Origin of the sequence: Stenotrophomonas sp. SKA14 (genome assembly GCF_000158575.1) — a bacterium.
In the GTDB taxonomy this organism is placed as follows: domain Bacteria; phylum Pseudomonadota; class Gammaproteobacteria; order Xanthomonadales; family Xanthomonadaceae; genus Stenotrophomonas; species Stenotrophomonas forensis.
Genome location: NZ_DS999412.1, coordinates 2,193,641 through 2,214,404, shown reverse-complemented (window position 1 = coordinate 2,214,404; position 20,764 = coordinate 2,193,641). Strand labels below are relative to the sequence as shown.

The window sequence follows — 20,764 nt, the reverse complement described above, 5'->3', positions numbered from 1 at the left end:
GATTATGCGCCCACACGAGCGGTCGTTGCTCAGCCGCAACGGCTCATGCAGGTATCCCGCTGTTCACCACAGGACATCATCGGCGCGCGCATCGTGCAGTCATGCGTCTTCAGTTCACAGGCACGGCGCAGTTCAGGGTTGGCAACGTCCTTGCAGCGCTTGTCAGGCGCCGGCACCACCTGCTGCTCGCAATTGCTCTGGCGGCTGTCGAGGGAGCCATTCGCCGCCATGCAGCTGCGATAGCCGGACTGGCACTGCACGCGGCACTGCGAGGACGCGGAAAAATCCGCACCTTCGTAAGAGGCCGGCGTGCTGCAGCCGGCCAGGGCAAACATGAAGCCCACCATGATGGATCGATGCAGGGTCATGGACACGTCCTGTGTGAGGTCGTGCAGAGCCTAGCAGGCCAACGGTTGCAGGATCGTTGATCCTCCACATGCAACAACGGCGCCACGAGGGCGCCGTTGCCTGGATCGAATGCGGGAGGATTACTCCACCACCACCGGAATCTTGCCGATGCGGGCCTGCCACTCGCGCGGGCCGGTCTTGTGCACCGACTCACCGGTGGAATCGACGGCCACGGTTACCGGCATGTCCTGCACGGTGAACTCGTAGATCGCTTCCATGCCCAGATCGGCGAAACCGACCACCTTGGCCGCCTTGATCGCCTTGGACACCAGGTAGGCCGAACCACCGACGGCCATCAGGTAGGCCGACTTGTTGTCACGGATCGCTTCGATCGCCGCCGGGCCGCGCTCGGCCTTGCCGACCATGCCCAGCAGGCCGGTCTGTTCCAGCACCTGGCGGGTGAACTTGTCCATGCGGGTGGCGGTGGTCGGGCCGGCCGGGCCCACCACTTCGTCACGCACCGGATCGACCGGGCCGACGTAGTAGATGAAGCGGCCCTTCAGGTCGACCGGCAGCTGCTCGCCCTTGTTGAGCATGTCGACCATGCGCTTGTGCGCGGCGTCGCGGCCGGTCAGCAGCTTGCCGTTGAGCAGCAGGGTCTGGCCCGGCTTCCAGCTGGCCACGTCTTCCGGCGTGATCGTGTCCAGGTCCACGCGGGTGCCCTTGGACGCGTCATAGGTCAGCTTCGGCCAATCTTCCAGCGACGGCGGGTCCAGCATCACCGGGCCGCTGCCATCGAGGGTGAAGTGCGCATGGCGGGTGGCCGCGCAGTTCGGGATCATCGCCACCGGCAGGTTGGCCGCATGGGTCGGGTAATCGTTGATCTTGATGTCGAGCACGGTGGTCAGGCCACCCAGGCCCTGTGCGCCGATGCCCAGCGCATTGACCTTCTCGTACAGCTCCAGGCGCAGCTCTTCGATGCGGTTGGACGCACCCCGGGCCTGCAGCTCGGTGATGTCGATCGGCTCCATCAGTGCTTCCTTGGCCAGCAGCATCGCCTTTTCAGCGGTGCCACCGATGCCGATGCCGAGCATGCCCGGCGGGCACCAGCCGGCGCCCATGGTCGGCACGGTCTTCAGCACCCAGTCGACGATGGAGTCGGACGGGTTGAGCATGGCGAACTTGGTCTTGGCTTCCGAACCACCGCCCTTGGCAGCGACGATGACGTCGACCGTGTTGCCCGGCACCACCTTGACGTTGACCACGCCCGGGGTGTTGTCCTTGGTGTTGATGCGCTTGCCGGCCGGATCAGCCAGCACCGAGGCGCGCAGCTTGTTGTCCGGGTGCATGTAGGCGCGGCGCACGCCTTCATTGGCCATGTCCTCCACGCCCATGGTGGCGTCGTCCCAGCGCACGTCCATGCCGATTTCCAGGAACACGGTGACGATGCCGGTGTCCTGGCAGATCGGACGGTGGCCTTCGGCGCACATCCGCGAATTGATCAGGATCTGGGCCATCGCCTCCTTCGCGGCCGGCGACTCCTCGCGCTCGTAGGCGGCGGCAAGGTTCTTGATGTAGTCGACCGGGTGGTAGTACGAGATGTACTGCAGCGCGTCGGCGATGGACTGGATGAGGTCTTCCTGCTTGATCGATGTCACGACTTGCTCGCTTGCTGGAGGCTGGCGGGGGTAATCCGCGCATTTTACCCCCTCTGCCACCGGGGGTGCCGTTGTACATTCGTGTCACGTCCCTGCCCGCCGCGGCGTCCTTGCCCACATGAACGCCGAAACCGCCTTCCAGACCCACCGTCCGCGCCTGATGGCCTTGGCCTACCGCCTGCTCGGCAGCCGCGCCGACGCCGAGGACGTGGTCCAGGACGCCTGGCTGCGCTGGTCGGGCGCCGACCCGGCCAGCGTCCGCGACCCCGAAGCATGGCTGGTCACCGCCACCACCCGGCTCGGCCTGGACCGGCTGCGCGCGGCCAAGCGCGAGCGCGTGCACTACGTCGGCCCGTGGCTGGCCGAGCCGCTGGCGGTCACCCTGGAGCCGGACCCGGCGCCCGGCCCGGCCCAGCTGCACGCGTTTGCCGATGACGTCTCGGTGGCCTTCCTGACCCTGCTGGAGCAGCTCGGCCCGGAAGAGCGGGCCGCGTTCCTGCTGAAGGAAGCGTTTGATCACGATTACCGCGAAATTGCCGAGCTTCTCGGTCACAGCGAGGCCAACTGCCGGCAGCTGGTGCACCGGGCAAAGCAACGCCTGCAGGCCGGGCGGCCGCGCTTCAACGCCGACGCCAGCCAGCACCGGCAGCTGCTGGCGCGCTTCATGGACGCCTCCCAGCGCGGCGACAGCGAGGCGATCCAGGCCCTGCTGCACGCCAACGCACTGCTGGTTTCCGACGGCGGCGGCGTGGTCACCGCAGCGGTGCGCCCGCTGCTGGGCGCCGAACGCATCGGCCGCCTGTTCTGGGCCATCGCCCGCCGCGGCGCCGTGCATCCGGCGCAATTGGGCTACGTCAATGGCGAACCGGCGATCCTGCGTTTCATCGGTGATCGCCTGCATTCGGTCACCACCATCGAGGTGGTCGATGGCCGCATCGCCCAGGTGTACAGCGTGCTGAATCCGGAAAAGCTGCCGCAGGTTGTCACGCGCCGGGACGCTGCGGCGTCCTGGTAGTGAAAGGCGGCCACCGTGGCCGCCGTGGAGCCCCCGATGTCGAACCATGCCTCTCCCCGCGTCCCCTACACCCGTCTGGCCGCCGAGGCCTTCAAGGGCCTGCTGGCCACCAGCAAGGCGGTGCATGACAGCTCGATCGATCCGACCCTGATGGAACTGCTGTTCCTGCGCGTGTCGCAGCTCAATGGCTGCGGCTACTGCATGGACATGCACGGCACCGCGCTGCGCAAGGGCGGCATCGAGCCGCGCAAGCTGGACACCCTGCCCGCCTGGCACGAAAGCCGCTTCTTCGATGCCCGCGAACGAGCCGCGCTGGGCTGGGCCGAGGCGCTGACCCGGCTGACCGATGGGGCGCCATCGCAGGCGGCGTTCGATGCGCTGGCACCGCACTTCGATGAGAAGGGCATCAGTGACCTGAGCATGGGGATCGCGGTGATCAACGCCTGGAACCGGCTGGGCGCGGGTCTGCTGCCGCCGCTGCCGTAACGGGCGGTTGCGGCCAGGCGGGTCAGTTTCCTGCAGCTGTGGGTAGGTGTCGACCTTGGTCGACACGGCAGATCCACGCCCTGCGTGGATGGGCGGCGCGGACACACGGCTGCACTGACCCCATCTGCACGGCCCAGACGCGCACAATATGCGCATGCCTGCCACCCCCACCGCTGGCGCTGCCGCCGCAAAGAAACCCAGCCTGCGCCAGCGCTTCAAGGCGATGCGCAACCTGCCGCCGTTCCTGCGCATGGTCTGGCAGACCAGCCCCGCGCTCACCCTGGCCAGCCTGGGGCTGCGCCTGATCCGTGCACTGCTGCCGGTGGCGATGCTGTACGTCGGCAAGCTGATCATCGACAGCGCCCTGCACCTGAGCCAGCACGATGCCGGCTTCCCGCCGCTGGGCGAGGCACTGTCCAGTGGCGTGCTCAACCCACTGCTGGGCCTGCTGGCACTGGAGCTCGGCCTGGCCATCGCCTCGGACCTGCTCGGCCGCCTGGTCAGCTATGCCGATGCGCTGCTCTCGGAGCTGTTCGCCAACGTCACCAGCATCCGCCTGATGGAACATGCGGCGACGCTGGACCTGGAGGACTTCGAGGACCCGGACCTGCAGGACAAGCTGGACCGTGCACGGCGCCAGACCATGGGCCGGATGAACCTGATGAGTCAGCTGTTCGGCCAGGTGCAGGATGCGATCACCGTGGCCAGCCTGGCCATCGGCCTGCTGGTCTACGCGCCGTGGCTGATCCTGCTGCTGGCGCTGGCGCTGGTGCCGGCTTTCATCGGCGAATCGCACTTCAACGCGGCCGGCTACAGCCTCAACTTCCAGTGGACACCCGAGCGCCGCCAGCTCGACTACCTGCGCCAGCTCGGTGCCAGTGTGGAAACCGCCAAGGAAGTGAAGATCTACAACCTGCACCGCTTCCTGGTGGAACGCTACCGGCGCCTGTCGGTGGCGCTGTTCCAGGCCAACCGGGCGCTGGCCCGGCGCCGCGCGTTCTGGGGCACGCTGCTGGCCGCATTGGGCACGCTGGGCTACTACACCGCCTACGCCTACATCGCGTGGCGCACGGTGCGTGGCGACTTCTCGATCGGCGACCTGACCTTCCTCGCCGGCAGCTTCCTGCGCCTGCGCCAGCTGCTGGAAGGCCTGCTGATCGGGTTCTCGCAGGTAGCCAGCCAGGCGCTGTACCTGGATGACCTGTTCTCGTTCTTCCAGATCCAGCCAGAAATCCACTCGCGCGAAGGCGCAGTGCGCGTGCCGCAGCCGATCCGCCAGGGCTTCGTGTTCGAGAGCGTCGGCTTCCGCTACCCGGATGCCGAGCAATGGGCGGTGCGCCACCTCGATTTCCAGCTCCACGCCGGTGAAGTGCTGGCCCTGGTCGGCGAAAACGGCGCCGGCAAGACCACCCTGGTCAAGCTGCTGGCGCGGCTGTACGAACCGGACGAGGGCCGCATCCTGCTCGATGGCCGCGACCTGCGCGACTACGACCTCAACGACCTGCGCGCCAATCTCGGGGTGATCTTCCAGGACTTCGTGCGCTACAACCTCAGCGCCGGCGAGAACATCGGCGTCGGCCAGGTCGAGGCCATGGACGACCGGGCACGCATCGCCGACGCCGCGCGCCGCGGCATGGCCGAGGAAGTGATCGAGGAACTGCCCGGCGGCTACGACCAGCTGATCGGGCGCCGCTTCAAGCAGGGTGTGGACCTGTCCGGTGGCCAGTGGCAGAAGATCGCCATTGCCCGCGCGTGGATGCGCAATGCGCAGGTGATGATCCTGGATGAGCCAACGGCAGCGCTGGACGCACGCAGCGAGTTCGAAGTGTTCCAGCGGTTCAGGGAACTGGCGGATAATCGCACTGCCGTACTGATTTCCCACCGGTTCTCCTCGGTGCGCATGGCCGATCGCATCCTGGTGCTGGCCGACGGCCGGATCGAGGCCAGCGGCACCCATGAGCAGCTGATGGCGCAGGGCGGCCGCTATGCCGAGCTGTTCGAGCTGCAGGCGGCCGGCTACCGCTGAGAACGCCTCTCGTTTCGCCTAATGAGAACCTGTCTCATTTGAGATAGAATCCCCCCGACGACTTTCGATAGATACGCCCATGTCCTCCGCTTTCGGCGCCGAAACGGTGCTTGAGGTCCGCCACTGGACCGATGCCTACTTCAGTTTCACCCTCACCCGCGACAGCGGTTTCCGTTTCGAGAACGGCCAGTTCGTGATGATCGGCCTGGAAACCGAGGCGCGGCCGCTGCTGCGCGCCTATTCCATCGCCAGCGCCAACTGGGAAGAGCACCTGGAGTTTTTCAGCATCAAGGTGCAGGACGGCCCGCTGACCTCACGCCTGCAGCACATCAAGCCGGGCGACAAGGTGCTGGTCGGCAAGAAGCCCACCGGCACCCTGCTGATCAGCGACCTGCACCCCGGCAAGAACCTGTACCTGCTGGGCACCGGCACCGGCATGGCACCGTGGCTGTCGGTGATCAAGGACCCGGAGACCTACGAGCGCTTCGAGAAGGTGATCCTGTGCCATGGCGTGCGCTACGAAAAGGATCTGGCCTACCGCGATTATTTCGAGAAGGAACTGCGTGAGCACGAGTTCCTGGGCGAGATGATCGGCGACAAGCTGCTGTACTACCCGGCCGTCACCCGCGAGCCGTTCGCCAACCAGGGCCGCCTGACCTCGCTGATGGGAAGTGGCGAGATGCAGCGCACGCTCGGCCTGCCGGAGCTGAGCCCGGAAAACGACCGCGCCATGATCTGCGGCAGCCCGCAGATGCTGGCCGACCTGCGCAGCGTGCTGGACGCCCGTGGCTTCCAGGTCTCGCCGCGCATCGGCCAACCGGGCCACTACGTGTTCGAGCGCGCGTTCGTCGAGAAATAATCTGCAACGGTAGTGCCGGCCGCTGGCCGGCTCTCCGCGCGCTACGGGATTGCCGGCCAGCGGCCGGCACTCCCCCCCTTCACAGCAGTGCTTCGATTGCGCTGCGCAGCTGCTCCGGCCTGGTGGTCGGCGCATGCCGCGACACCACCCTTCCCTGGCGATCGACCAGGAACTTGCTGAAGTTCCATTTGATGCGGGCAATGCCCAGCAGGCCGCGCTTCTCGCGTGACAGCCAGGCCCACAGGGGATCGGCGCCGCTGCCGTTGACTTCGATCTTCTCCGACAACGGGAAGCTGACCGGATAGTCCAGCGAACAGAACTGGCGGATCTGCGCGGCATCGCCGGGCTCCTGCGCGCCGAACTGGTTGCACGGGAAGCCGATCACCACCAGGCCACGCTCGCGGTAGTCCTGCCACAGCTGTTCCAGCCCGGTGTACTGCGGGGTGAAACCGCAACGGCTGGCAACGTTGACCAGCAGCAGCGGACGGCCCTGGAACTGTGCCAGCGCCTGCGGCTGGCCATCGAGGTCGCGGAAGCTGAAATCGTAGGCGGTGGTCATGATGGCGGGGCGTGGGCGGTGATTGCATGGTACCCGCACCCGTCTCCGGCAACATGCCTTTTGACACAAGTGCGGGCGCGGCCGCCCGGGTTACCCTCGGGCCCTTGTTTGCCTTACCGGAGCTATTACCTTGACCACTCGCCTTGCCCTTGCCGTGGCCATGACCCTCGGCCTTGCCCTGCCCGCCTATTCGGCCGGCGCCGCCACCCCGGCCGCCAGCACCATCGCCCAGCAGGCCAATCCGTTCTTCGCCGATAGCCCGCTGCCGCTGCACTTCCCGCAGTTCGACAGGATCAAGGACAGCGACTTCGCCCCCGCCTTCGACGCCGGCATGGCGCAGCAGCTGAAGGAAGTGGAGGCGATCGCCAACAACAAGGCCAAGCCGACCTTCGACAACACCATCATCGCCCTGGAAAAGAGCGGTGACATCCTCGACCGCGCGACCACCGTGTTCTTCAGCCTGGTCGGCGCCGACACCAACGACACCCGCAAGAAGCTGCAGGCCGACTATTCGGCGAAGTTCGCCGCGCACAGCGATGCGATCGCGCTGAACGGCAAGCTGTTCGCCCGCATCCAGGCGCTGTATGACACCCGCAGCCAGCTGGGCCTGGACGCCGAAGGCGTGCGCCTGGTCGAGAAGTACTACGACAACTACGTGCGTGCCGGCGCCAAGCTGTCCGAGGCCGACAAGGCCACGCTGAAGGAGATGAACGCCGAGCTGGCCAACCTGGGCACCAAGTTCAGCCAGAACGTGCAGTCGGAAGTGAACGCTTCGGCGATCACCGTCGACGACGTCAAGGAGCTGGCCGGCCTGTCCAAGGAGCAGATCGCTGCCGCCGCCGAAGCCGCCAAGGCCCGTGGCCTGGAAGGCAAGTACGTGATCACCCTGCTCAACACCACCGGCCAGCCGCCGCTGACCAACCTGGCCAACCGCGCCCTGCGCCAGAAGATCTACCAAGCCTCGGTCAGCCGTGGCAGCCGCGGTGGCGAGTTCGACAACACCGCACTGGTCTCGCGCATCATGCAGCTGCGCGCCGACAAGGCCAAGCTGATGGGCTTTGCGAACTTCGCCGCCTACAACCTGACCAACCAGACCGCCAAGACCCCCGAAGCGGTCAACGCGATGCTGGGCAAGCTGGCCCCGGCCGCCGTGGCCAACGCCAAGCGCGAAGCGGCCGACCTGCAGGCGATGATCGACCAGGAACAGAAGGCCGCCGGCAAGAAGACCTTCCAGCTGGAACCGTGGGACTGGGCCTTCTACAGCGAGAAGGTGCGCCAGGCCAAGTACAACTTCGACGAATCGCAGCTGAAGCCGTACTTCGAAATGAAGAACGTGCTGGAAAACGGCGTGTTCTATGCTGCCGGCCAGGAATTCGGCCTGACCTTCAAGCAGCGTACCGACCTGCCGGTCTACCACGATGACGTCACCGTCTACGACGTGTTCGACGCCGACGGCAGCCAGCTGGCGATCTTCATCTTCGATCCGTATGCGCGCGCCTCCAAGCGTGGCGGTGCGTGGATGAACTCCTACGTTTCGCAGTCCAAGCTGACCGGCTTCAAGCCGGTGGTGGCCAACCACCTGAACATCCCGAAGCCGCCGGCCGGCCAGCCGACCCTGCTGACCTGGGATGAGGTGAACACCACCTTCCACGAGTTCGGCCACGCGCTGCACGGCATGTTCTCCAACGTGAAGTACCCGTACTTCTCGGGCACCTCGGTACCGCGCGACTTCGTCGAGTTCCCCTCGCAGGTCAACGAGATGTGGTCGGACAACCCGGCCATCCTGAAGAACTACGCCAAGCACTACCAGAACGGTTCGGCGATGCCGCAGGCGCTGCTGGACAAGGTGCTGGCTGCGGCCAAGTTCAACCAGGGCTTTGCCACCACCGAGTACCTGGGTGCGGCGATGCTCGACCAGCGCTGGCACCAGATCGGCGCCGACCAGGTGCCGGCCGCCAAGGACGTGATGGCCTTCGAGCGCGCTGCGTTGGAGAAGGACGGCATCTACTACGCGCCGGTGCCGCCGCGCTACAAGACCCCGTACTTCAGCCACATCATGGGTGGCTACTCGGCCGGCTACTACGCCTACATCTGGTCGGAAGTGCTCGATGCCAATACCCAGAAGTGGTTCAAGGACAACGGTGGCCTGAGCCGCAAGAACGGCGACCACTTCCGCGCCACGCTGCTGTCCAAGGGCGGCAGTGTCGACGCGATGCAGCTGTTCCGCGATTTTGCCGGCCACGAGCCGCAGATCGAACCGCTGCTGGAAAAGCGTGGCCTGACCGGCGCCGGCAACTGATCGCCCGCGCGCTAGCGTGAAACGAAAACCGCCCGGGAGACCGGGCGGTTTTTTTGTGTCATCCACGCATGGCGTGGATCTACTGGCTGTCATCGCGGCGCGACGTACCCGCCCGGCACGCCTTCCGGCGACAGCACCAGCTGCCACAGCTGCGCGTGCCGGCAGCGGAAAGTCGCCATCGACCCGGCCAGGTAGAAACGCCACATGCGCCGGAAGTGCTCGTCATAGCGCGCATCCAGTCGCGGCCAGGCCGCTTCCACGTTGCGCCGCCACGCCTGCAGGGTCAGGTCGTAATCGGTGCCGAAGTTGTGCCAGTCCTCCAGCACGAAGCGACCTTCGAATGCCTTGCTGATCTGCACCGCCGACGGCAGCATCGAGTTCGGGAAGATGTAGCGCGCGATCCATGGATCGGTGCGGTGCCGCGAGATGTTGGTGCCGATGGTATGCAGCAGCAGCAACCCGCGTGGCGACAGGCAGCGCCTGGCCACCTCGAAGAAACTGGAATAGTTCTTGTCACCGACATGCTCGAACATGCCGATCGAGAAGATCGCATCGAACGGCTCGTCCAGTTCGCGGTAGTCTTGCAGGCGGATCTCGATCGGCAGCCCGGCGCACAGCTCAAGGGCGAACTCGGCCTGCTCCTTCGAGATGGTCACGCCGACGCCGCTGACGCCATAGCGCTCGGCGGCGAACTTCAGTGCCTCACCCCAACCGCAGCCGATGTCCAGCACGCGCTGGCCCGGGCGCAGCCCCAGCTTGCGGCAGACCAGGTCGAGCTTGGCCTCCTGCGCAGCGTCAAGATCATCGGCAGTGCGCCAGTAGCCGCAGCTGTAGACCAGGCGCTGGCCCAGCATGGCCCGGTACAGATCATTGCCGAGGTCGTAATGGCGGCGGCCGACCTCGTAGCTGCCCTGCCCGGCCTGCAGGTTGAACAGGCGCGCCTTCAGCGCATCAGCCACTTCGCGCCAGCCATGCACCCGTTCGTCCAGGTGCGCCTGCATCAGGTGGACGAGGAATTCATCGAGGACGTTGGCGTCCCACCATCCGTCCATGTAGCTCTCGCCGAGGCCGAGCGAGCCGTGCGCCATGACCCGCGCGAAGAAGCGCGGGTCATGTACCTGGATGTCCTGTGGCTGGGTGCCGCCGATGCGGACCCCGGCTTCCTGCAGCAGGCCGGCGACCCGCTCCTGCAACCCTGTATCCACGCCACCTCCTCGACTGCGGTCAACCGCGTGCGAACAGCTCCACGTAGTCCTTGGCCACGTGCGGCAACAGCACCGCCGCCGGTACATCGGCGGTCTGCGTGCCGTCCGAGTATGGACCCACCTGGTACGGCGGGAAAACAAAGCGCAGCGCGGTGATCTGCCCCTTGTCGTCGGTCAGCGGCTGGAACTGGCTGAAATTGTCGGCCTGCGGGCCGGTACCGTCGGCAATCATGCGCGATGCGTTGCGCAGCGATTCCTGCAGCTGGGCCGGGTCCATGTCCTCGCCACTGAGGCGGGTCGCCACGCGTTCGCGCAGCTGGTCGGCGACAAAATCGCTGATCGCCTTCCAGCCCTTGGCATCGGCCACCAGTTTTCCGGCGCTGAGCATCTGCTGGTGCTGCGGCAACCATACGAAGCGTGCTACCAGTGGCTCACCGTGCGCGCCTCCGGTATAGCGGCTGCCATCGGCACTGACCACCACCAGCTGCGGGGTTTCCAGCAGCTTCTCGAAGCTCAGCGACAGCTCGTAGGGCATGGTCGGCTTGTCGTTGCCGAGCCCGTCCAGGGCCTGCTGCAGGTCGCTGCGGGCGCTGGTCGCATAGTCCTGCAGCGCGCGCGCCAGGCCCGGGTAACGGTCGATGCCGGCCGGGTAGCTGATGCCCACCACTTCGCGCTCGTTGTTCTCGATCACGTCGCGCAGATCCAGCGGCGCTTCCGTGGTGGGCGTCTCGCCCGCGACCGGGGCCTCGGCGGCGGGGGCCGCGTCGGTCGCCGGCGCCGGCTCGCTCTCACGCTGGCAACCGGCCAGCAACAGCACGCCCACCACGCCGGCCAGCACGCTGCCGCGCAATGGCCGGTTGTTTCCAATCTTCATCGGGATCCCCTGTTCATGTTTGTACATCATCGCCTGCCATGGCTGAAGCGTGGCCCGCCGGCATCAGCCGACGAGCAGGTCGTGATACTCCTCGTGCCGCTGCAGGAAGGCCTCGGCGTAGGAGCACGCCGGCACCACCTTGTATTTCTGCTCGCGGGCGAAGCGCAGTGCCACTCGGGTCAGCTCGCCGGCAATGCCGCGGCCTGCAATCGGCTCGGGCACTTCGGTGTGGGTGATGACCATGCGCCTGCGCTTGATCTGGTAGTCGAGCACCGCCAGTTGTCCTCGGACACGGGCGGTGAAGCGGTGGCTGGCCAGGTCGTGTTCGACCTCGTAGGCCAGACCGGGGGGCGTGACCGAAGCCATGGAACTGTCTCCTGCGGCGACTGCGTGGATGGTGCGCAGCCGGGCGCCATGATCGCGTGAAGCCTGAACAGGGGCAAGTGCAGTCCATTCACGTCAGTTTTCGACCCTCAAGCTGGAGGGCGAGCGGCCGCTATCGCCTGTGGAGGGGTACGGCCAGGCTGGCACGCCCCTTGCGACCGTAGACCATGCGCATCACCGCGGAGGCCCCGATGCACCCCAGCGATCCCCATTCCGATACCGACCGTGCCCTGCTGGAGGGCCTGCTGCAGCTGGCAGTGGAAGGGCAGACCGAAGACCAGGATTTCCAGCGCATCGGCGAGGAAGTGTTCGCCCGCCTGCTGGACACCTACGGGCAGCAGACCACGGCCTGAACCGGCCGGGGCGGATCGCTGCCGATCCGCCCCGTTCCCACCCTCAACCGCCGCCGAGGCGGAAGGTCGGGTTGGAGAGTTCGCGCAGGAAGTGGTTGAAGATGCTCGGCTGCATGGCCAGCATGAAGATCACGCCAAACGCCGCACCTGCCAGGTGTGCGCTGTGGTTGATGCGATCGCCGCCGCGCTTGTCCATCCAGATGCTGTAGCCGACGTAGAACGCGGCATAGACGATCGCTGGCGCCGGGATGAAGAACACCAGGATGATCGACCACGGCTTGATCAGGATGAAGGCGAACAGCACCGCCGACACCGCCCCGGACGCACCGAGGCTGAGGTAGTTCGGGTTCTTCTGGTTCTTCAGGTAGCTGGGCAGGATCGAGACCAGCAACGCGCCGATATAGAACGCCGGATAGGTCAGGTAGCTGCCGGTCAGCTCCACCATCACGCTCTCGATGAATCCCCCGAAGAAGAACAGGGTGATCATGTTGAAGATCAGGTGCGACCAGTCGGCGTGGATGAAGCCATAGGTCACCAGCCGGTCGTACTGGCGATGGCGGTCCACGGCGGGCGGCCACAGGATCAGGCGGTCGGCCAGCTTGCGGTTGTTGAACGCCATCCACGACAGGATGGCGGTGATGGCGATCAACAGCAGATTGACGGGGGTCATGTCAGGCTCAGGCGCTACGGTAGTTGTCGACCATACGATAGCGTTTCGCGTACCAACCGAAGGCCAACGCCGCGATGAAGGCGAAGCCGGCGAAGAAGAACATCAGGAACGCCGCCTCGCTCAGGCCGGTGCCGGCGATCTGGTGGGTCACCGTATCGTTGCGCACCGCTGCGTTGGACAGCAGCACCCACAGGTTGCCGATGGTGGTGGTCAGGTTCCAGAAGCTCATCACCACGCCCTTCATCGCCTGCGGGGCCTGGCTGTAGGCGAACTCCAGGCCGGTGGCCGAGACCAGGACCTCACCGAAGGTCAGCAGCGCGTACGGCAGGATCTGCCAGAAGATCGACATGGCATTGCCGCCGTCCATCACCACCTGGATGCCACCGATCACGATCCAGGCCAGGCCGCTGAAGGCGATACCGGCGGTCATGCGGCGCAGCGCGGTCGGCTCGAAGCCGAAACGGCGCAGCGCCGGATACAGCACCAGGTTGTTGAAGGGAATCAGGATCATCACCAGCAGCGGGTTCAATGCCTGCATCTGCGAGGCGGTGAACCAGCTCGGCATCTGCATCTGCTGGCCCTGCAGGACCCACGTCGAGGCCTTCTGGTCGAACAGCGAGAAGAACGGCGTGGTCAGCGCGAAGATCACCAGCACGCGCAGCACCGAGCGCACGCCTTCCACGGCTTCGGCCGGATGCTGGCCGCGGGCACGGTCCAGCTGCAGCCAGGTGCCGCCGCCGATGCCGGCCAGGATGGCGACCAGCGCAAGGCACAGGCAGATGACGATGCCCAGCGAACCGACCAGCCCGAACGAGGCCACCGCCAGCACCAGGCCGAGCGCGGCGATCACCAGGCCCGGACGGCCCTGCCCGGCAACGCGTGCGGTCAGCGCGGTACGCACCACGTTGGCGAACGAATGCGGGTCCTTCGGCGGCAGCGGCACCAGCACGTAGCGCTTGCGGCCCAGCCAGAACACGAAGGTGGCCACGAACATCAGGATGCCCGGGATGCCGAACGCCCACTGCGGGCCCCAGTTCTTCAGCACCAGCGGGATCAGCAGCGAGGCGAACAGCGAGCCGAAGTTGATGATCCAGTAGAAGGCGTCGAAGACGAGCTTGGCCAGGTGCTTGTTGCTCTGGTCGAACTGGTCACCCATGAACGAGGCCACCAGCGGCTTGATGCCGCCGGCACCGAGCGCGATCAGGCCCAGGCCAAGGAAGAAGCCCTCGCGGCTGTTCTCGAACAGGGCCAGGCACAGGTGGCCGGCGCAGTAGACCAGGCTGAACCAGAGGATGGTGTGGTACTTGCCGAAGAACCTGTCGGCCAGCCAGCCACCGAGCAGCGGGAAGAAGTACACGCCGATCATGAAGCTGTGCATGATGTCCTTGGCTTCACCGGCACGGCCTTCCGCAGTGATTTCCTGCAGCAGCAGCGAGGTGATCAGGAACTGCACCAGGATGTTGCGCATCCCGTAGAAACTGAACCGTTCGCAGGCCTCATTGCCGATGATGTACGGAATCTGGCGCGGCATCCTTCCCTGGCCGGCGATGGGGGCAACTGCGTCGTGGCTCATCCTGTAAGGCATTCCTGCAAAGCGAAAGGCGCAAGGTTACCGGAACCAGGCCTTGCGAAGCACGCTGCAGGGCTGCATGACAACGGTGCCAATCCATGGCAGGCGCTCCTGGCTGTGCCGGAAGTCACGGCACCTGCACGACAAAAGCGTAAACTTATCGTTATGCGCCCCCTCGCCTACGCCCGACTCCTGCTCAGCTGCCTGCTGCTGTTGCCGGCGTTGCAGGCCCAGGCGCGACCGCAGGCGCCGGCCTCGGCCAGCAGCGAGGGCGAGCCTCGGCAACTGACCGTGGCCGCGCTGGAACTGCCCAGCCGCGACGATGCGCAATGGAAGCAGCGCCGCGAGCAGGTCGCACAACTGTTGACCGACCTGCAACCGGACGTGATCTCGGTGCAGCAGGTGCTGCAGCAGCAGGGCCGCAATCCGGCCTGCTGGCTGGCCAGCCGGCTGCGCTACAGCTGCGACTTCGTCACCGCCGATCCGCCCAGCCAGCCGCTGCGGCATGGCAATGCCATGCTGACCCGGCTGCCGGTCAGCGAGGACGGTGTCACCCTGCTGCATCCACCCGGCACGTTCAGCGCGGCCGGCATGATGCGGCTGAAGCTGGGCCAGGCGCTGGTCAACATCTACGTGGCGCGGCTGCGCCCGGACCCGGACGAGGTCACCGCACGCCAGCATCAGACCAACGACCTGATGACCTGGATCGGCGCCACGGCCGAGGGCATGCCCAGCCTGATCGCCGGTGACTTCTCGGCCTCCACCGTGGAACTGGTGCGCAGCACGCCCGGCTTCCAGCCGGCCCGGCGCAATCCCGGCGGCCGCCCGGAACCGCCAGCGGCCAGTGGCGGTGGAGCCAGCGGTCATGGCCTGGACGTGTTGTTCCAGGTCAAGCATTTCGGTGGCATCCGCCAGCAGCCGATCCTGCTGCCGGCCGATGGCGACCTGCCCGGCCTGCGCCTGGGCGTGATGGCAACCCTGCGCCTGCAGGGCGATACGGCCACCGCGGAATAGCCCCGCCTTCGGCTGCGGTGGGTGCCGGTTGTGGGTGCCGACGGTGGGCGCCGACCTTGGCCGGCACATCCCTGCCGCGCGCGCAGATGCTTCCGTGCCGACCAAGGTCGGCACCCACCAGGTCCCGCGCGACGGCCAGAAGCTGGCAAACAAAAAGGCCGGGGTCTCCCCCGGCCTTTTCATTTCAACCCGCGATGCCGATCAGGCGATCGCTTCCTGGTAGCGACGCTCGACTTCGTTCCAGTCGATGACGTTGAAGAACGCGCCGATGTATTCCGGACGGCGGTTCTGGTACTTCAGGTAGTACGCGTGTTCCCACACGTCCAGGCCGAGGATGGGGGTGTTGCCTTCCATCAGCGGGCTGTCCTGGTTGCCGGTGCTCTCGACCACGACCTTCTTGTCCGGGGTCACGCTCAGCCATGCCCAGCCGCTGCCGAAACGGGTCAGCGCGGCCTTGGTGAAGGCATCCTTGAACTTGTCGAAGCCGCCCAGGTCCTTGTCGATGGCCTTGGCCACGTCACCCACCGGGTTGCCGCCGGCATTCGGCGCCATCACCGTCCAGAACAGCGAGTGGTTGGCATGGCCACCACCGTTGTTGCGCACCGGGCCCTGCAGGTTCTCCGGCAGCGACTTGAGCTTCTTCACCAGCTCTTCGACCGGCAGGTCAGCGTACTCGGTGCCTTCCAGCGCCGCGTTGACGTTGTTGATGTAGGTCTGGTGATGCTTGGTGTGATGGATTTCCATCGTCGCCGCATCGATATGCGGTTCCAGCGCGTCGTAGGCGTAGGACAGCTTGGGCAGGGTGTAGGCCATGATGCATCTCCTGATTGCGAGGGCACCCGACGGTGTCGGGCAGTGCGCGGTGAATGATGGGGACAGACCGCAAGATTACCAAGGGGGATGTAAAGGAAATTGCGTCCTGCCGGTGAGCATGCCGGCAATTGTTACGCAGCGGTGACGCTGCACGCTCCTCATGCCCCATGCAGCGCGCAGGCGTTACAGTGCGTGCCTTGCCCTCGCCTGCCCGTGCCCATGCGCAACCCCCGGCTGCTGATCACCGCCATCGCCCTGCTGCTGCTCGGCCTGGTCGCCAACCACTTCATGCAGCGTGCGCCAGCGCCGCAGTTCGCGCCGGACCTGCAGGGCGCGCCTGCCGCGCAGGCCCCGGCCACGCCGACAGCCCGCAGCGATGGCGGGTTGCCCGCGTTCCTGCCCGCCGAGGCGCGCCAGACCATCGCGCTGATACAGCGCGGTGGTCCGTTCCCGCACCGCCAGGACGGCAGCACCTTCGGCAACCGCGAGCAACACCTGCCGCAGCGCGCGCGCGGCTACTACCGCGAGTACACCGTCGACACTCCCGGCGCACGCACCCGTGGCACGCGCCGCATCGTCACCGGTGGCGATCCGCCGGAGGCGTGGTACTACACCGACGACCACTATGAATCGTTCCGCAGCTTCACCGTACCGGCCCAGGGAGCGCAGTGATGAGCCACGATGATTTCGGCCTCGGCCTGCATGACATCAACAATGCCGGCGTCTACGCCATCGACAGCGACGACATCGACGCGCTGGCGGCGGCGATGCGCGATGCCGGCCTGAAGGTGATCCGCATCGATCTGGAAGGTGTGGCCGACAAGCGCACCCTGCTGGCACGACTGGCCGCACAGCTGGATTTCCCGGCGGGGTTCGGCGGCAACTGGGATGCATTGTCGGACAATCTGCGCGACCTGCAGTGGCTGCCGGCCAACGGCTATGCACTGTTCCTGGCCGACGTCGATGCACTGCGTGCCGGCACGCAGAAGGACTTCGACACCCTGCTGGACGTGATGGACGAAACCAGCCGCGACTGGGTCGGCCGTGACGTGCCGTTCTGGGTGTTCCTGTCGCAGAGCGCGTGAGGTCACTGCCCTGGTCGGCATGCGCTTCTGCTCTGGTGGAGGCCGACCTTGGTCGGCATGCGCTGATGCCTTGGTAGAGGCCGACCTTGGTCGGCGCTTCCGTGCCAACCAAGGTTGGCACCTACCAAAGCGCGTCAGCACGACCGTCACATCCCGCGATGGTTCCGGCGAGGAGCCCCCGTGTTGTTCAAGGGGGCGCGCCAACGGCGCGGGGATAAGGAAACATGCTTGGACAATGGGAGCCGCTAGCGGCTCCCATTGTCTTCCTGCAGTTCTTTCTTGAACGGGATGTCCGGCGGCGGACGCGCCACCGCCGGCTGGTCCTGCATGTTCGGGTTGGTCAGGCCACAGCCACCACCCGCCTGCAGGATCGAGATCACGCAGGAGATCTTCGAGCCGGTACCCGGCAACGGAATCTCCATCGACTTGATGCCCTTGCGGACCCACTCGGCCAGCAGCGACTCCTGCGGCACCCAGTACTTGTCGAACGAGGTGGGCGTGTAGTCGTACGGCGGCCGCTTCAACCAGGTGCCGGACTGGGCAATGCGCTCCTTGGTCCAACCATCGTTGGCACCGCCCGGTGCGCCGCGTTCGGCGTGCCCGTCGCCCTCCTGCCCCGGCACCCGCACGCTGCCATCGGCATTGAACAGACCGCTGCCCTTGCCGGAAGTACTGGCCTGGTGCGCGCCACTGCTGGCGCCGTCGCGGTTGCGGCTGGATGCACCCCAGTCATCGCCCTTGGCAGGCGTGGCCCAATTGCCCGGATCGGGTGCCGGGCGCGCGCCGGCCTGGGCCGGTGCCGTACTGGATGCCGACGAGCGCGCAGGAGTGATGCTGGCCTGCGCCGCGCTGCTGCTGGCCGCAGGCGCAGCAGTTGCCGCGGGGGCACTGCCACTGGAAGGTGATGGCGCCGCCGCCGGTGCCGAGGCGACTTCGCGTTCGCGCACCTGCACGTCACGGCCCGCCGGCGCATGTACGGTCGACTCACGGCCGGCCACGGTCGCCATCCGCACCTGCGGATCGACCACTGCCTGCACCTCCCGTTCGCGCACCTGCAGTTCCTGCTGCGGAAGGCGCACCTGCACATCCGCAGTGCGCAGCGGCTGCGGCGCCACCGGGGCGTCGACCGTACTGACTTCGCGCTCCTGTACCTGGATGTCACGCAACTGCGGCGTGCGCACCGCGACGGCCGGTGCATGCAGCGGCGTCGGCACAGGGGGAGCCTGCAGCGGCTGCACGCTGCGCTCGCGCACCGTGGCTGTGGTGTCGCGCGGCACGATGCTGACCTCGGTGCGCGGCACGCTGACCGGCGGCACCACGAAGTCGGTGCTGGCTTCGGCCACCTCGGTGGCCTGCACTGGAGACGGCGGAGGTGCCGCGACCGGCGCGGGTTCGGCTTCAGCCGGCGGCGCAGGCACGCTGGCGGTCGCTGCAGGTGCCGGCATGGGCGCAGGCGCCGACGCTGCGGCGGGACGCGGTTGCGGTGCGGTGGCGGCTCCCGCCTCGCGGCCGGCCACCACCTGCCCGGCTGGCGCGGCGGCAGCGGCTTCGGCGCCCGGCCGGTCGCCACCGCCTTCCTGGGTAGCGCGGCCGACGAACTCCACCTGCACGCGCTCGCCTTCAGCGCCCTCTTCCTCCGGCGCCGTGGTGCGGATCACCGCCACCCACAGCAGCAGCACGAAGAACAGCAGATGCAACAGCGCGCTGGCCAGTGCCGAGGTCCAGCGCATCCAGCGCTGATCGCGCGGTGCGGCATCCCAGTCCTGCCAGAACAGCCGGCGCAGCGCCTGCCACGGGGACAAACGCGGCGATTGCCCGGGCGGCCCGGGCAACGGACGCGGCAGCAGCACGTCGATGACGTCCCGGGCATGCAGTGGCCGCGGCAACGGACCGAGCGAGCGCAGCCACAACGCCCAGCCATAGGGCAGGCGCGTGGTTTTCTCCAGGACGGCGGCGGGCTGCTGGCGCGCCAGCAGCAGGTCGATGAGCTGCTCGGCCCGGGTCAGAGGCACGCGTCAGCGATCAGGCGGCGTTGCCGCGAGGAATGTACGGCGCGTGGCCACTGTCGTGGTCGGTCGCATCACGTACAGCGGTCACGCCCGGCACGCGGCCCATCAGGGTCTTCTCGATGCCCTGCTTGAGGGTCACGTCGGCCATGCCGCAGCCCTGGCAGCCACCACCGAAGCGCAGCAGCACCACGCCGTCGGCCGAGACTTCCTGCACGGCCACCTTGCCGCCATGCGAGGCCAGCTGCGGATTGATTTCGTTCTCGACCACCCAATGCACGCGCTCGACCAGCGAGGCGGCATCGCCGGGCGCTTCGCCCTTGATGCGCGGCGCCTTGATGGTCAGCTGCTGGGCACCGGCGGTGCCGGCGACGATGTCGATCTCGGCGCCATCGAGCCAGCCGACGCTGCTGGCATCGACATAGAGGGTGAAACCATCGCAGTCCACCGCCCACTCGTCGCCGAGCAGGTCGGTCGGCTCGGCGAATTCCAGCCGGGCATCGGCGCGCGGGGTACCAGGATCGACCGCGCTCAGGCGCACGCCCATGCCGGGCACGCCCTCGCGTTCGATCAACTTGCGGAAATGGGTCTGGGCAGTGTCGGAGATCTGGATCATCAGGCTATTCTAGCCAAGTAAGCGTCAGCCGCTCATTCGGTTTATACACCGTCCGGCGCATTGTTCAGTCAACACGAGGTGGAGATTCCCATGGCCGACCTGATTCCACTGGCCCAGGCCCGTTGCGTGCCGCGCAAAGGCAGCGACCACAAGCTCGGCGAAGCGCGCCTGGCCGAACTGCTGCCGCAGATTCCCGGCTGGGAGCTGAGCGAGGGCGGCCAGGCCCTGACGCGCACCTTCCGCTTCAAGGATTACTACGCCACCATGGCCTTCGTGAACGCGCTGGCCTGGATCGCCCACCGCGAGGACCACCATCCAGACCTCGGCGTGCACTACGACCGCGCGGTCGTGCGCTTCTCCACCCACGACGTGGGCGGCCTGAGCGAGAACGACTTCATCTGCGCGGCAAAGACTTCGGCCCTGACGGAGCAACTGCCATGAACGTACGTTTGCTGAGCCTGTCCCTGATCGCTGCGACCGGCCTGGCCGGCTGTGGCGCGTCCGAACCGCCGGCGCCGCCCCCGCCGCCGCCGACCGAAGTGGCCGCAGTGAAGACGCCGCCGCCGCAGTACCCGCTGGAACTGGCCTGCATGGGCGTGGGCGGCACCAGCACCTTCAAGGTGACCATCGGCACCGACGGCAAGCCGAGCGAGGTCGCGCTGCTGACCGGCGCCGGCAACCCGCAGCTGGACGAGCTGGCCAAGACCGCCGTGCAGGGCTGGCAGTTCAACGCCGCCACCCGCAACGGCCAGCCGGTGCCGGCCACCATCCAGGTGCCGGTCAGCTTCAACCCGCCGCAACCGAAGCCGGACCAGTGCTTCGCCATCGAAGAACGCCTGCGCCGCGGCGGCTGATCGCGCGCGCGCCGACGAGGCCAGCCGACGCCCGCCTCGCCCTCGCCGCCCCGGCCTTGCCCGGGGCGGT

22 protein-coding genes are annotated in these 20,764 nt (G+C 66.9%); 11 read left to right on the top strand and 11 right to left on the bottom strand.

The features are described from left to right. Window positions 1–29: 29 nt before the first annotated feature. Window positions 30–368, bottom strand: a complete 339-nt coding sequence (locus tag SSKA14_RS10090) for a hypothetical protein (protein ID WP_008266270.1) — start codon at window positions 366–368, stop codon at window positions 30–32. A gap of 120 nt (window positions 369–488) precedes the next feature. Beyond that, complete coding sequence (locus SSKA14_RS10085) at window positions 489–2,006, bottom strand: fumarate hydratase (protein ID WP_008268808.1); 1,518 nt, start codon at window positions 2,004–2,006, stop codon at window positions 489–491. A gap of 118 nt (window positions 2,007–2,124) precedes the next feature. On the opposite strand from SSKA14_RS10085, the gene SSKA14_RS10080 reads away from it, so the two are divergent. The 4 genes from SSKA14_RS10080 to SSKA14_RS10065 all read left to right on the top strand — a co-directional run bounded on the left by SSKA14_RS10080 (window position 2,125) and on the right by SSKA14_RS10065 (window position 6,392). After that, window positions 2,125–3,021, top strand: a complete 897-nt coding sequence (locus SSKA14_RS10080; RefSeq protein ID WP_008268036.1) for an RNA polymerase sigma-70 factor — start codon at window positions 2,125–2,127, stop codon at window positions 3,019–3,021. 36 nt (window positions 3,022–3,057) lie between these two features. Continuing rightward, window positions 3,058–3,507, top strand: a complete 450-nt coding sequence (locus tag SSKA14_RS10075) for a carboxymuconolactone decarboxylase family protein (protein WP_008266041.1) — start codon at window positions 3,058–3,060, stop codon at window positions 3,505–3,507. 154 nt (window positions 3,508–3,661) lie between these two features. After that, window positions 3,662–5,533, top strand: a complete 1,872-nt coding sequence (locus tag SSKA14_RS10070; protein ID WP_040009545.1) for an ABC transporter ATP-binding protein — start codon at window positions 3,662–3,664, stop codon at window positions 5,531–5,533. A gap of 79 nt (window positions 5,534–5,612) precedes the next feature. Further along, window positions 5,613–6,392, top strand: a complete 780-nt coding sequence (locus SSKA14_RS10065; protein WP_008264745.1) for a ferredoxin--NADP reductase — start codon at window positions 5,613–5,615, stop codon at window positions 6,390–6,392. Window positions 6,393–6,471: 79 nt separating this feature from the next. On the opposite strand, the gene SSKA14_RS10060 is transcribed toward SSKA14_RS10065, so the two are convergent. Continuing rightward, window positions 6,472–6,951, bottom strand: a complete 480-nt coding sequence (locus SSKA14_RS10060; RefSeq protein ID WP_008266602.1) for a glutathione peroxidase — start codon at window positions 6,949–6,951, stop codon at window positions 6,472–6,474. 130 nt (window positions 6,952–7,081) lie between these two features. Here SSKA14_RS10060 and SSKA14_RS10055 point away from each other — a divergent pair, with 130 nt between their 5' ends. Continuing rightward, window positions 7,082–9,250, top strand: coding sequence for a M3 family metallopeptidase (locus SSKA14_RS10055; protein WP_040007406.1), 2,169 nt, complete (start codon window positions 7,082–7,084; stop codon window positions 9,248–9,250). An 89-nt stretch (window positions 9,251–9,339) separates the two neighbouring features. Here SSKA14_RS10055 and cfa read toward each other — a convergent pair whose 3' ends face one another. Genes cfa through SSKA14_RS10040 form a run of 3 tightly spaced genes read right to left on the bottom strand, consistent with a single transcriptional unit; the run spans window position 9,340 to window position 11,695 of the window. Further along, window positions 9,340–10,455, bottom strand: coding sequence for a cyclopropane fatty acyl phospholipid synthase (gene cfa / locus SSKA14_RS10050; RefSeq protein WP_008265169.1), 1,116 nt, complete (start codon window positions 10,453–10,455; stop codon window positions 9,340–9,342). Between the two features lie 19 nt (window positions 10,456–10,474). Continuing rightward, window positions 10,475–11,356: a DUF3298 and DUF4163 domain-containing protein gene (locus SSKA14_RS10045; protein WP_040007404.1), complete on the bottom strand. Its 882-nt coding sequence runs from the start codon at window positions 11,354–11,356 to the stop codon at window positions 10,475–10,477. A 36-nt stretch (window positions 11,357–11,392) separates the two neighbouring features. Continuing rightward, window positions 11,393–11,695, bottom strand: a complete 303-nt coding sequence (locus SSKA14_RS10040) for a GNAT family N-acetyltransferase (protein ID WP_006377679.1) — start codon at window positions 11,693–11,695, stop codon at window positions 11,393–11,395. A gap of 185 nt (window positions 11,696–11,880) precedes the next feature. Here SSKA14_RS10040 and SSKA14_RS10035 point away from each other — a divergent pair, with 185 nt between their 5' ends. Next, window positions 11,881–12,066 carry a hypothetical protein gene (locus tag SSKA14_RS10035; RefSeq protein WP_008264509.1) on the top strand — a complete coding sequence of 62 codons (186 nt, stop codon included), beginning with the start codon at window positions 11,881–11,883 and terminating at the stop codon, window positions 12,064–12,066. Window positions 12,067–12,109: 43 nt separating this feature from the next. On the opposite strand, the gene SSKA14_RS10030 is transcribed toward SSKA14_RS10035, so the two are convergent. Next, window positions 12,110–12,736 (bottom strand): rhomboid family intramembrane serine protease, encoded by a 627-nt coding sequence (locus SSKA14_RS10030; protein ID WP_008268213.1) that lies wholly within the window; start codon window positions 12,734–12,736, stop codon window positions 12,110–12,112. A gap of 7 nt (window positions 12,737–12,743) precedes the next feature. Then, window positions 12,744–14,309 (bottom strand): oligopeptide:H+ symporter, encoded by a 1,566-nt coding sequence (locus SSKA14_RS10025; protein ID WP_008267858.1) that lies wholly within the window; start codon window positions 14,307–14,309, stop codon window positions 12,744–12,746. 162 nt (window positions 14,310–14,471) lie between these two features. On the opposite strand from SSKA14_RS10025, the gene SSKA14_RS10020 reads away from it, so the two are divergent. Continuing rightward, entirely contained in the window at window positions 14,472–15,320 is an 849-nt protein-coding gene (locus SSKA14_RS10020) for an endonuclease/exonuclease/phosphatase family protein (protein ID WP_008268581.1), read from the top strand. 201 nt (window positions 15,321–15,521) lie between these two features. On the opposite strand, the gene SSKA14_RS10010 is transcribed toward SSKA14_RS10020, so the two are convergent. Further along, on the bottom strand, window positions 15,522–16,133 hold the full coding sequence (locus SSKA14_RS10010; RefSeq protein ID WP_005410310.1) for a superoxide dismutase: 612 nt from the start codon (window positions 16,131–16,133) through the stop codon (window positions 15,522–15,524). Window positions 16,134–16,352: 219 nt separating this feature from the next. Between SSKA14_RS10010 and SSKA14_RS10005 the strand changes: the two genes are divergently transcribed. Together SSKA14_RS10005 and SSKA14_RS10000 are read left to right on the top strand one after the other, a co-directional pair. Next, window positions 16,353–16,805, top strand: a complete 453-nt coding sequence (locus tag SSKA14_RS10005) for a ribonuclease domain-containing protein (RefSeq protein WP_008267671.1) — start codon at window positions 16,353–16,355, stop codon at window positions 16,803–16,805. Continuing rightward, window positions 16,805–17,218, top strand: coding sequence for a barstar family protein (locus tag SSKA14_RS10000; RefSeq protein ID WP_008266647.1), 414 nt, complete (start codon window positions 16,805–16,807; stop codon window positions 17,216–17,218). The genes SSKA14_RS10005 and SSKA14_RS10000 overlap by 1 nt, the downstream gene beginning before the upstream one ends. 245 nt (window positions 17,219–17,463) lie before the next feature. On the opposite strand, the gene SSKA14_RS09995 is transcribed toward SSKA14_RS10000, so the two are convergent. Both SSKA14_RS09995 and SSKA14_RS09990 read right to left on the bottom strand, forming a co-directional pair. Then, on the bottom strand, window positions 17,464–19,230 hold the full coding sequence (locus SSKA14_RS09995) for a hypothetical protein (protein WP_008268545.1): 1,767 nt from the start codon (window positions 19,228–19,230) through the stop codon (window positions 17,464–17,466). 10 nt (window positions 19,231–19,240) lie between these two features. Next, on the bottom strand, window positions 19,241–19,840 hold the full coding sequence (locus tag SSKA14_RS09990; RefSeq protein WP_006456023.1) for an NfuA family Fe-S biogenesis protein: 600 nt from the start codon (window positions 19,838–19,840) through the stop codon (window positions 19,241–19,243). 90 nt (window positions 19,841–19,930) lie between these two features. Between SSKA14_RS09990 and SSKA14_RS09985 the strand changes: the two genes are divergently transcribed. Next, window positions 19,931–20,281 carry a 4a-hydroxytetrahydrobiopterin dehydratase gene (locus tag SSKA14_RS09985; protein ID WP_005410315.1) on the top strand — a complete coding sequence of 117 codons (351 nt, stop codon included), beginning with the start codon at window positions 19,931–19,933 and terminating at the stop codon, window positions 20,279–20,281. Then, window positions 20,278–20,694 (top strand): energy transducer TonB, encoded by a 417-nt coding sequence (locus SSKA14_RS09980; protein WP_008264832.1) that lies wholly within the window; start codon window positions 20,278–20,280, stop codon window positions 20,692–20,694. Before SSKA14_RS09985 ends, SSKA14_RS09980 begins: the two co-directional genes overlap by 4 nt. Window positions 20,695–20,764: the final 70 nt, after the last annotated feature.

What these genes read in the sequence shown, in the direction of transcription:
- SSKA14_RS10090 (WP_008266270.1), bottom strand. Translation starts at nt 368, where the DNA reads ATGACCCTGCATCGATCCATCATGGTGGGCTTCATGTTTGCCCTGGCC.
- SSKA14_RS10080 (WP_008268036.1), top strand. Translation starts at nt 2,125, where the DNA reads ATGAACGCCGAAACCGCCTTCCAGACCCACCGTCCGCGCCTGATGGCC.
- SSKA14_RS10075 (WP_008266041.1), top strand. Translation starts at nt 3,058, where the DNA reads ATGTCGAACCATGCCTCTCCCCGCGTCCCCTACACCCGTCTGGCCGCC.
- SSKA14_RS10070 (WP_040009545.1), top strand. Translation starts at nt 3,662, where the DNA reads ATGCCTGCCACCCCCACCGCTGGCGCTGCCGCCGCAAAGAAACCCAGC.
- SSKA14_RS10065 (WP_008264745.1), top strand. Translation starts at nt 5,613, where the DNA reads ATGTCCTCCGCTTTCGGCGCCGAAACGGTGCTTGAGGTCCGCCACTGG.
- SSKA14_RS10060 (WP_008266602.1), bottom strand. Translation starts at nt 6,951, where the DNA reads ATGACCACCGCCTACGATTTCAGCTTCCGCGACCTCGATGGCCAGCCG.
- SSKA14_RS10045 (WP_040007404.1), bottom strand. Translation starts at nt 11,356, where the DNA reads ATGTACAAACATGAACAGGGGATCCCGATGAAGATTGGAAACAACCGG.
- SSKA14_RS10040 (WP_006377679.1), bottom strand. Translation starts at nt 11,695, where the DNA reads ATGGCTTCGGTCACGCCCCCCGGTCTGGCCTACGAGGTCGAACACGAC.
- SSKA14_RS10035 (WP_008264509.1), top strand. Translation starts at nt 11,881, where the DNA reads ATGCGCATCACCGCGGAGGCCCCGATGCACCCCAGCGATCCCCATTCC.
- SSKA14_RS10030 (WP_008268213.1), bottom strand. Translation starts at nt 12,736, where the DNA reads ATGACCCCCGTCAATCTGCTGTTGATCGCCATCACCGCCATCCTGTCG.
- SSKA14_RS10025 (WP_008267858.1), bottom strand. Translation starts at nt 14,309, where the DNA reads ATGAGCCACGACGCAGTTGCCCCCATCGCCGGCCAGGGAAGGATGCCG.
- SSKA14_RS10020 (WP_008268581.1), top strand. Translation starts at nt 14,472, where the DNA reads ATGCGCCCCCTCGCCTACGCCCGACTCCTGCTCAGCTGCCTGCTGCTG.
- SSKA14_RS10010 (WP_005410310.1), bottom strand. Translation starts at nt 16,133, where the DNA reads ATGGCCTACACCCTGCCCAAGCTGTCCTACGCCTACGACGCGCTGGAA.
- SSKA14_RS10005 (WP_008267671.1), top strand. Translation starts at nt 16,353, where the DNA reads ATGCGCAACCCCCGGCTGCTGATCACCGCCATCGCCCTGCTGCTGCTC.
- SSKA14_RS10000 (WP_008266647.1), top strand. Translation starts at nt 16,805, where the DNA reads ATGAGCCACGATGATTTCGGCCTCGGCCTGCATGACATCAACAATGCC.
- SSKA14_RS09990 (WP_006456023.1), bottom strand. Translation starts at nt 19,840, where the DNA reads ATGATCCAGATCTCCGACACTGCCCAGACCCATTTCCGCAAGTTGATC.
- SSKA14_RS09985 (WP_005410315.1), top strand. Translation starts at nt 19,931, where the DNA reads ATGGCCGACCTGATTCCACTGGCCCAGGCCCGTTGCGTGCCGCGCAAA.
- SSKA14_RS09980 (WP_008264832.1), top strand. Translation starts at nt 20,278, where the DNA reads ATGAACGTACGTTTGCTGAGCCTGTCCCTGATCGCTGCGACCGGCCTG.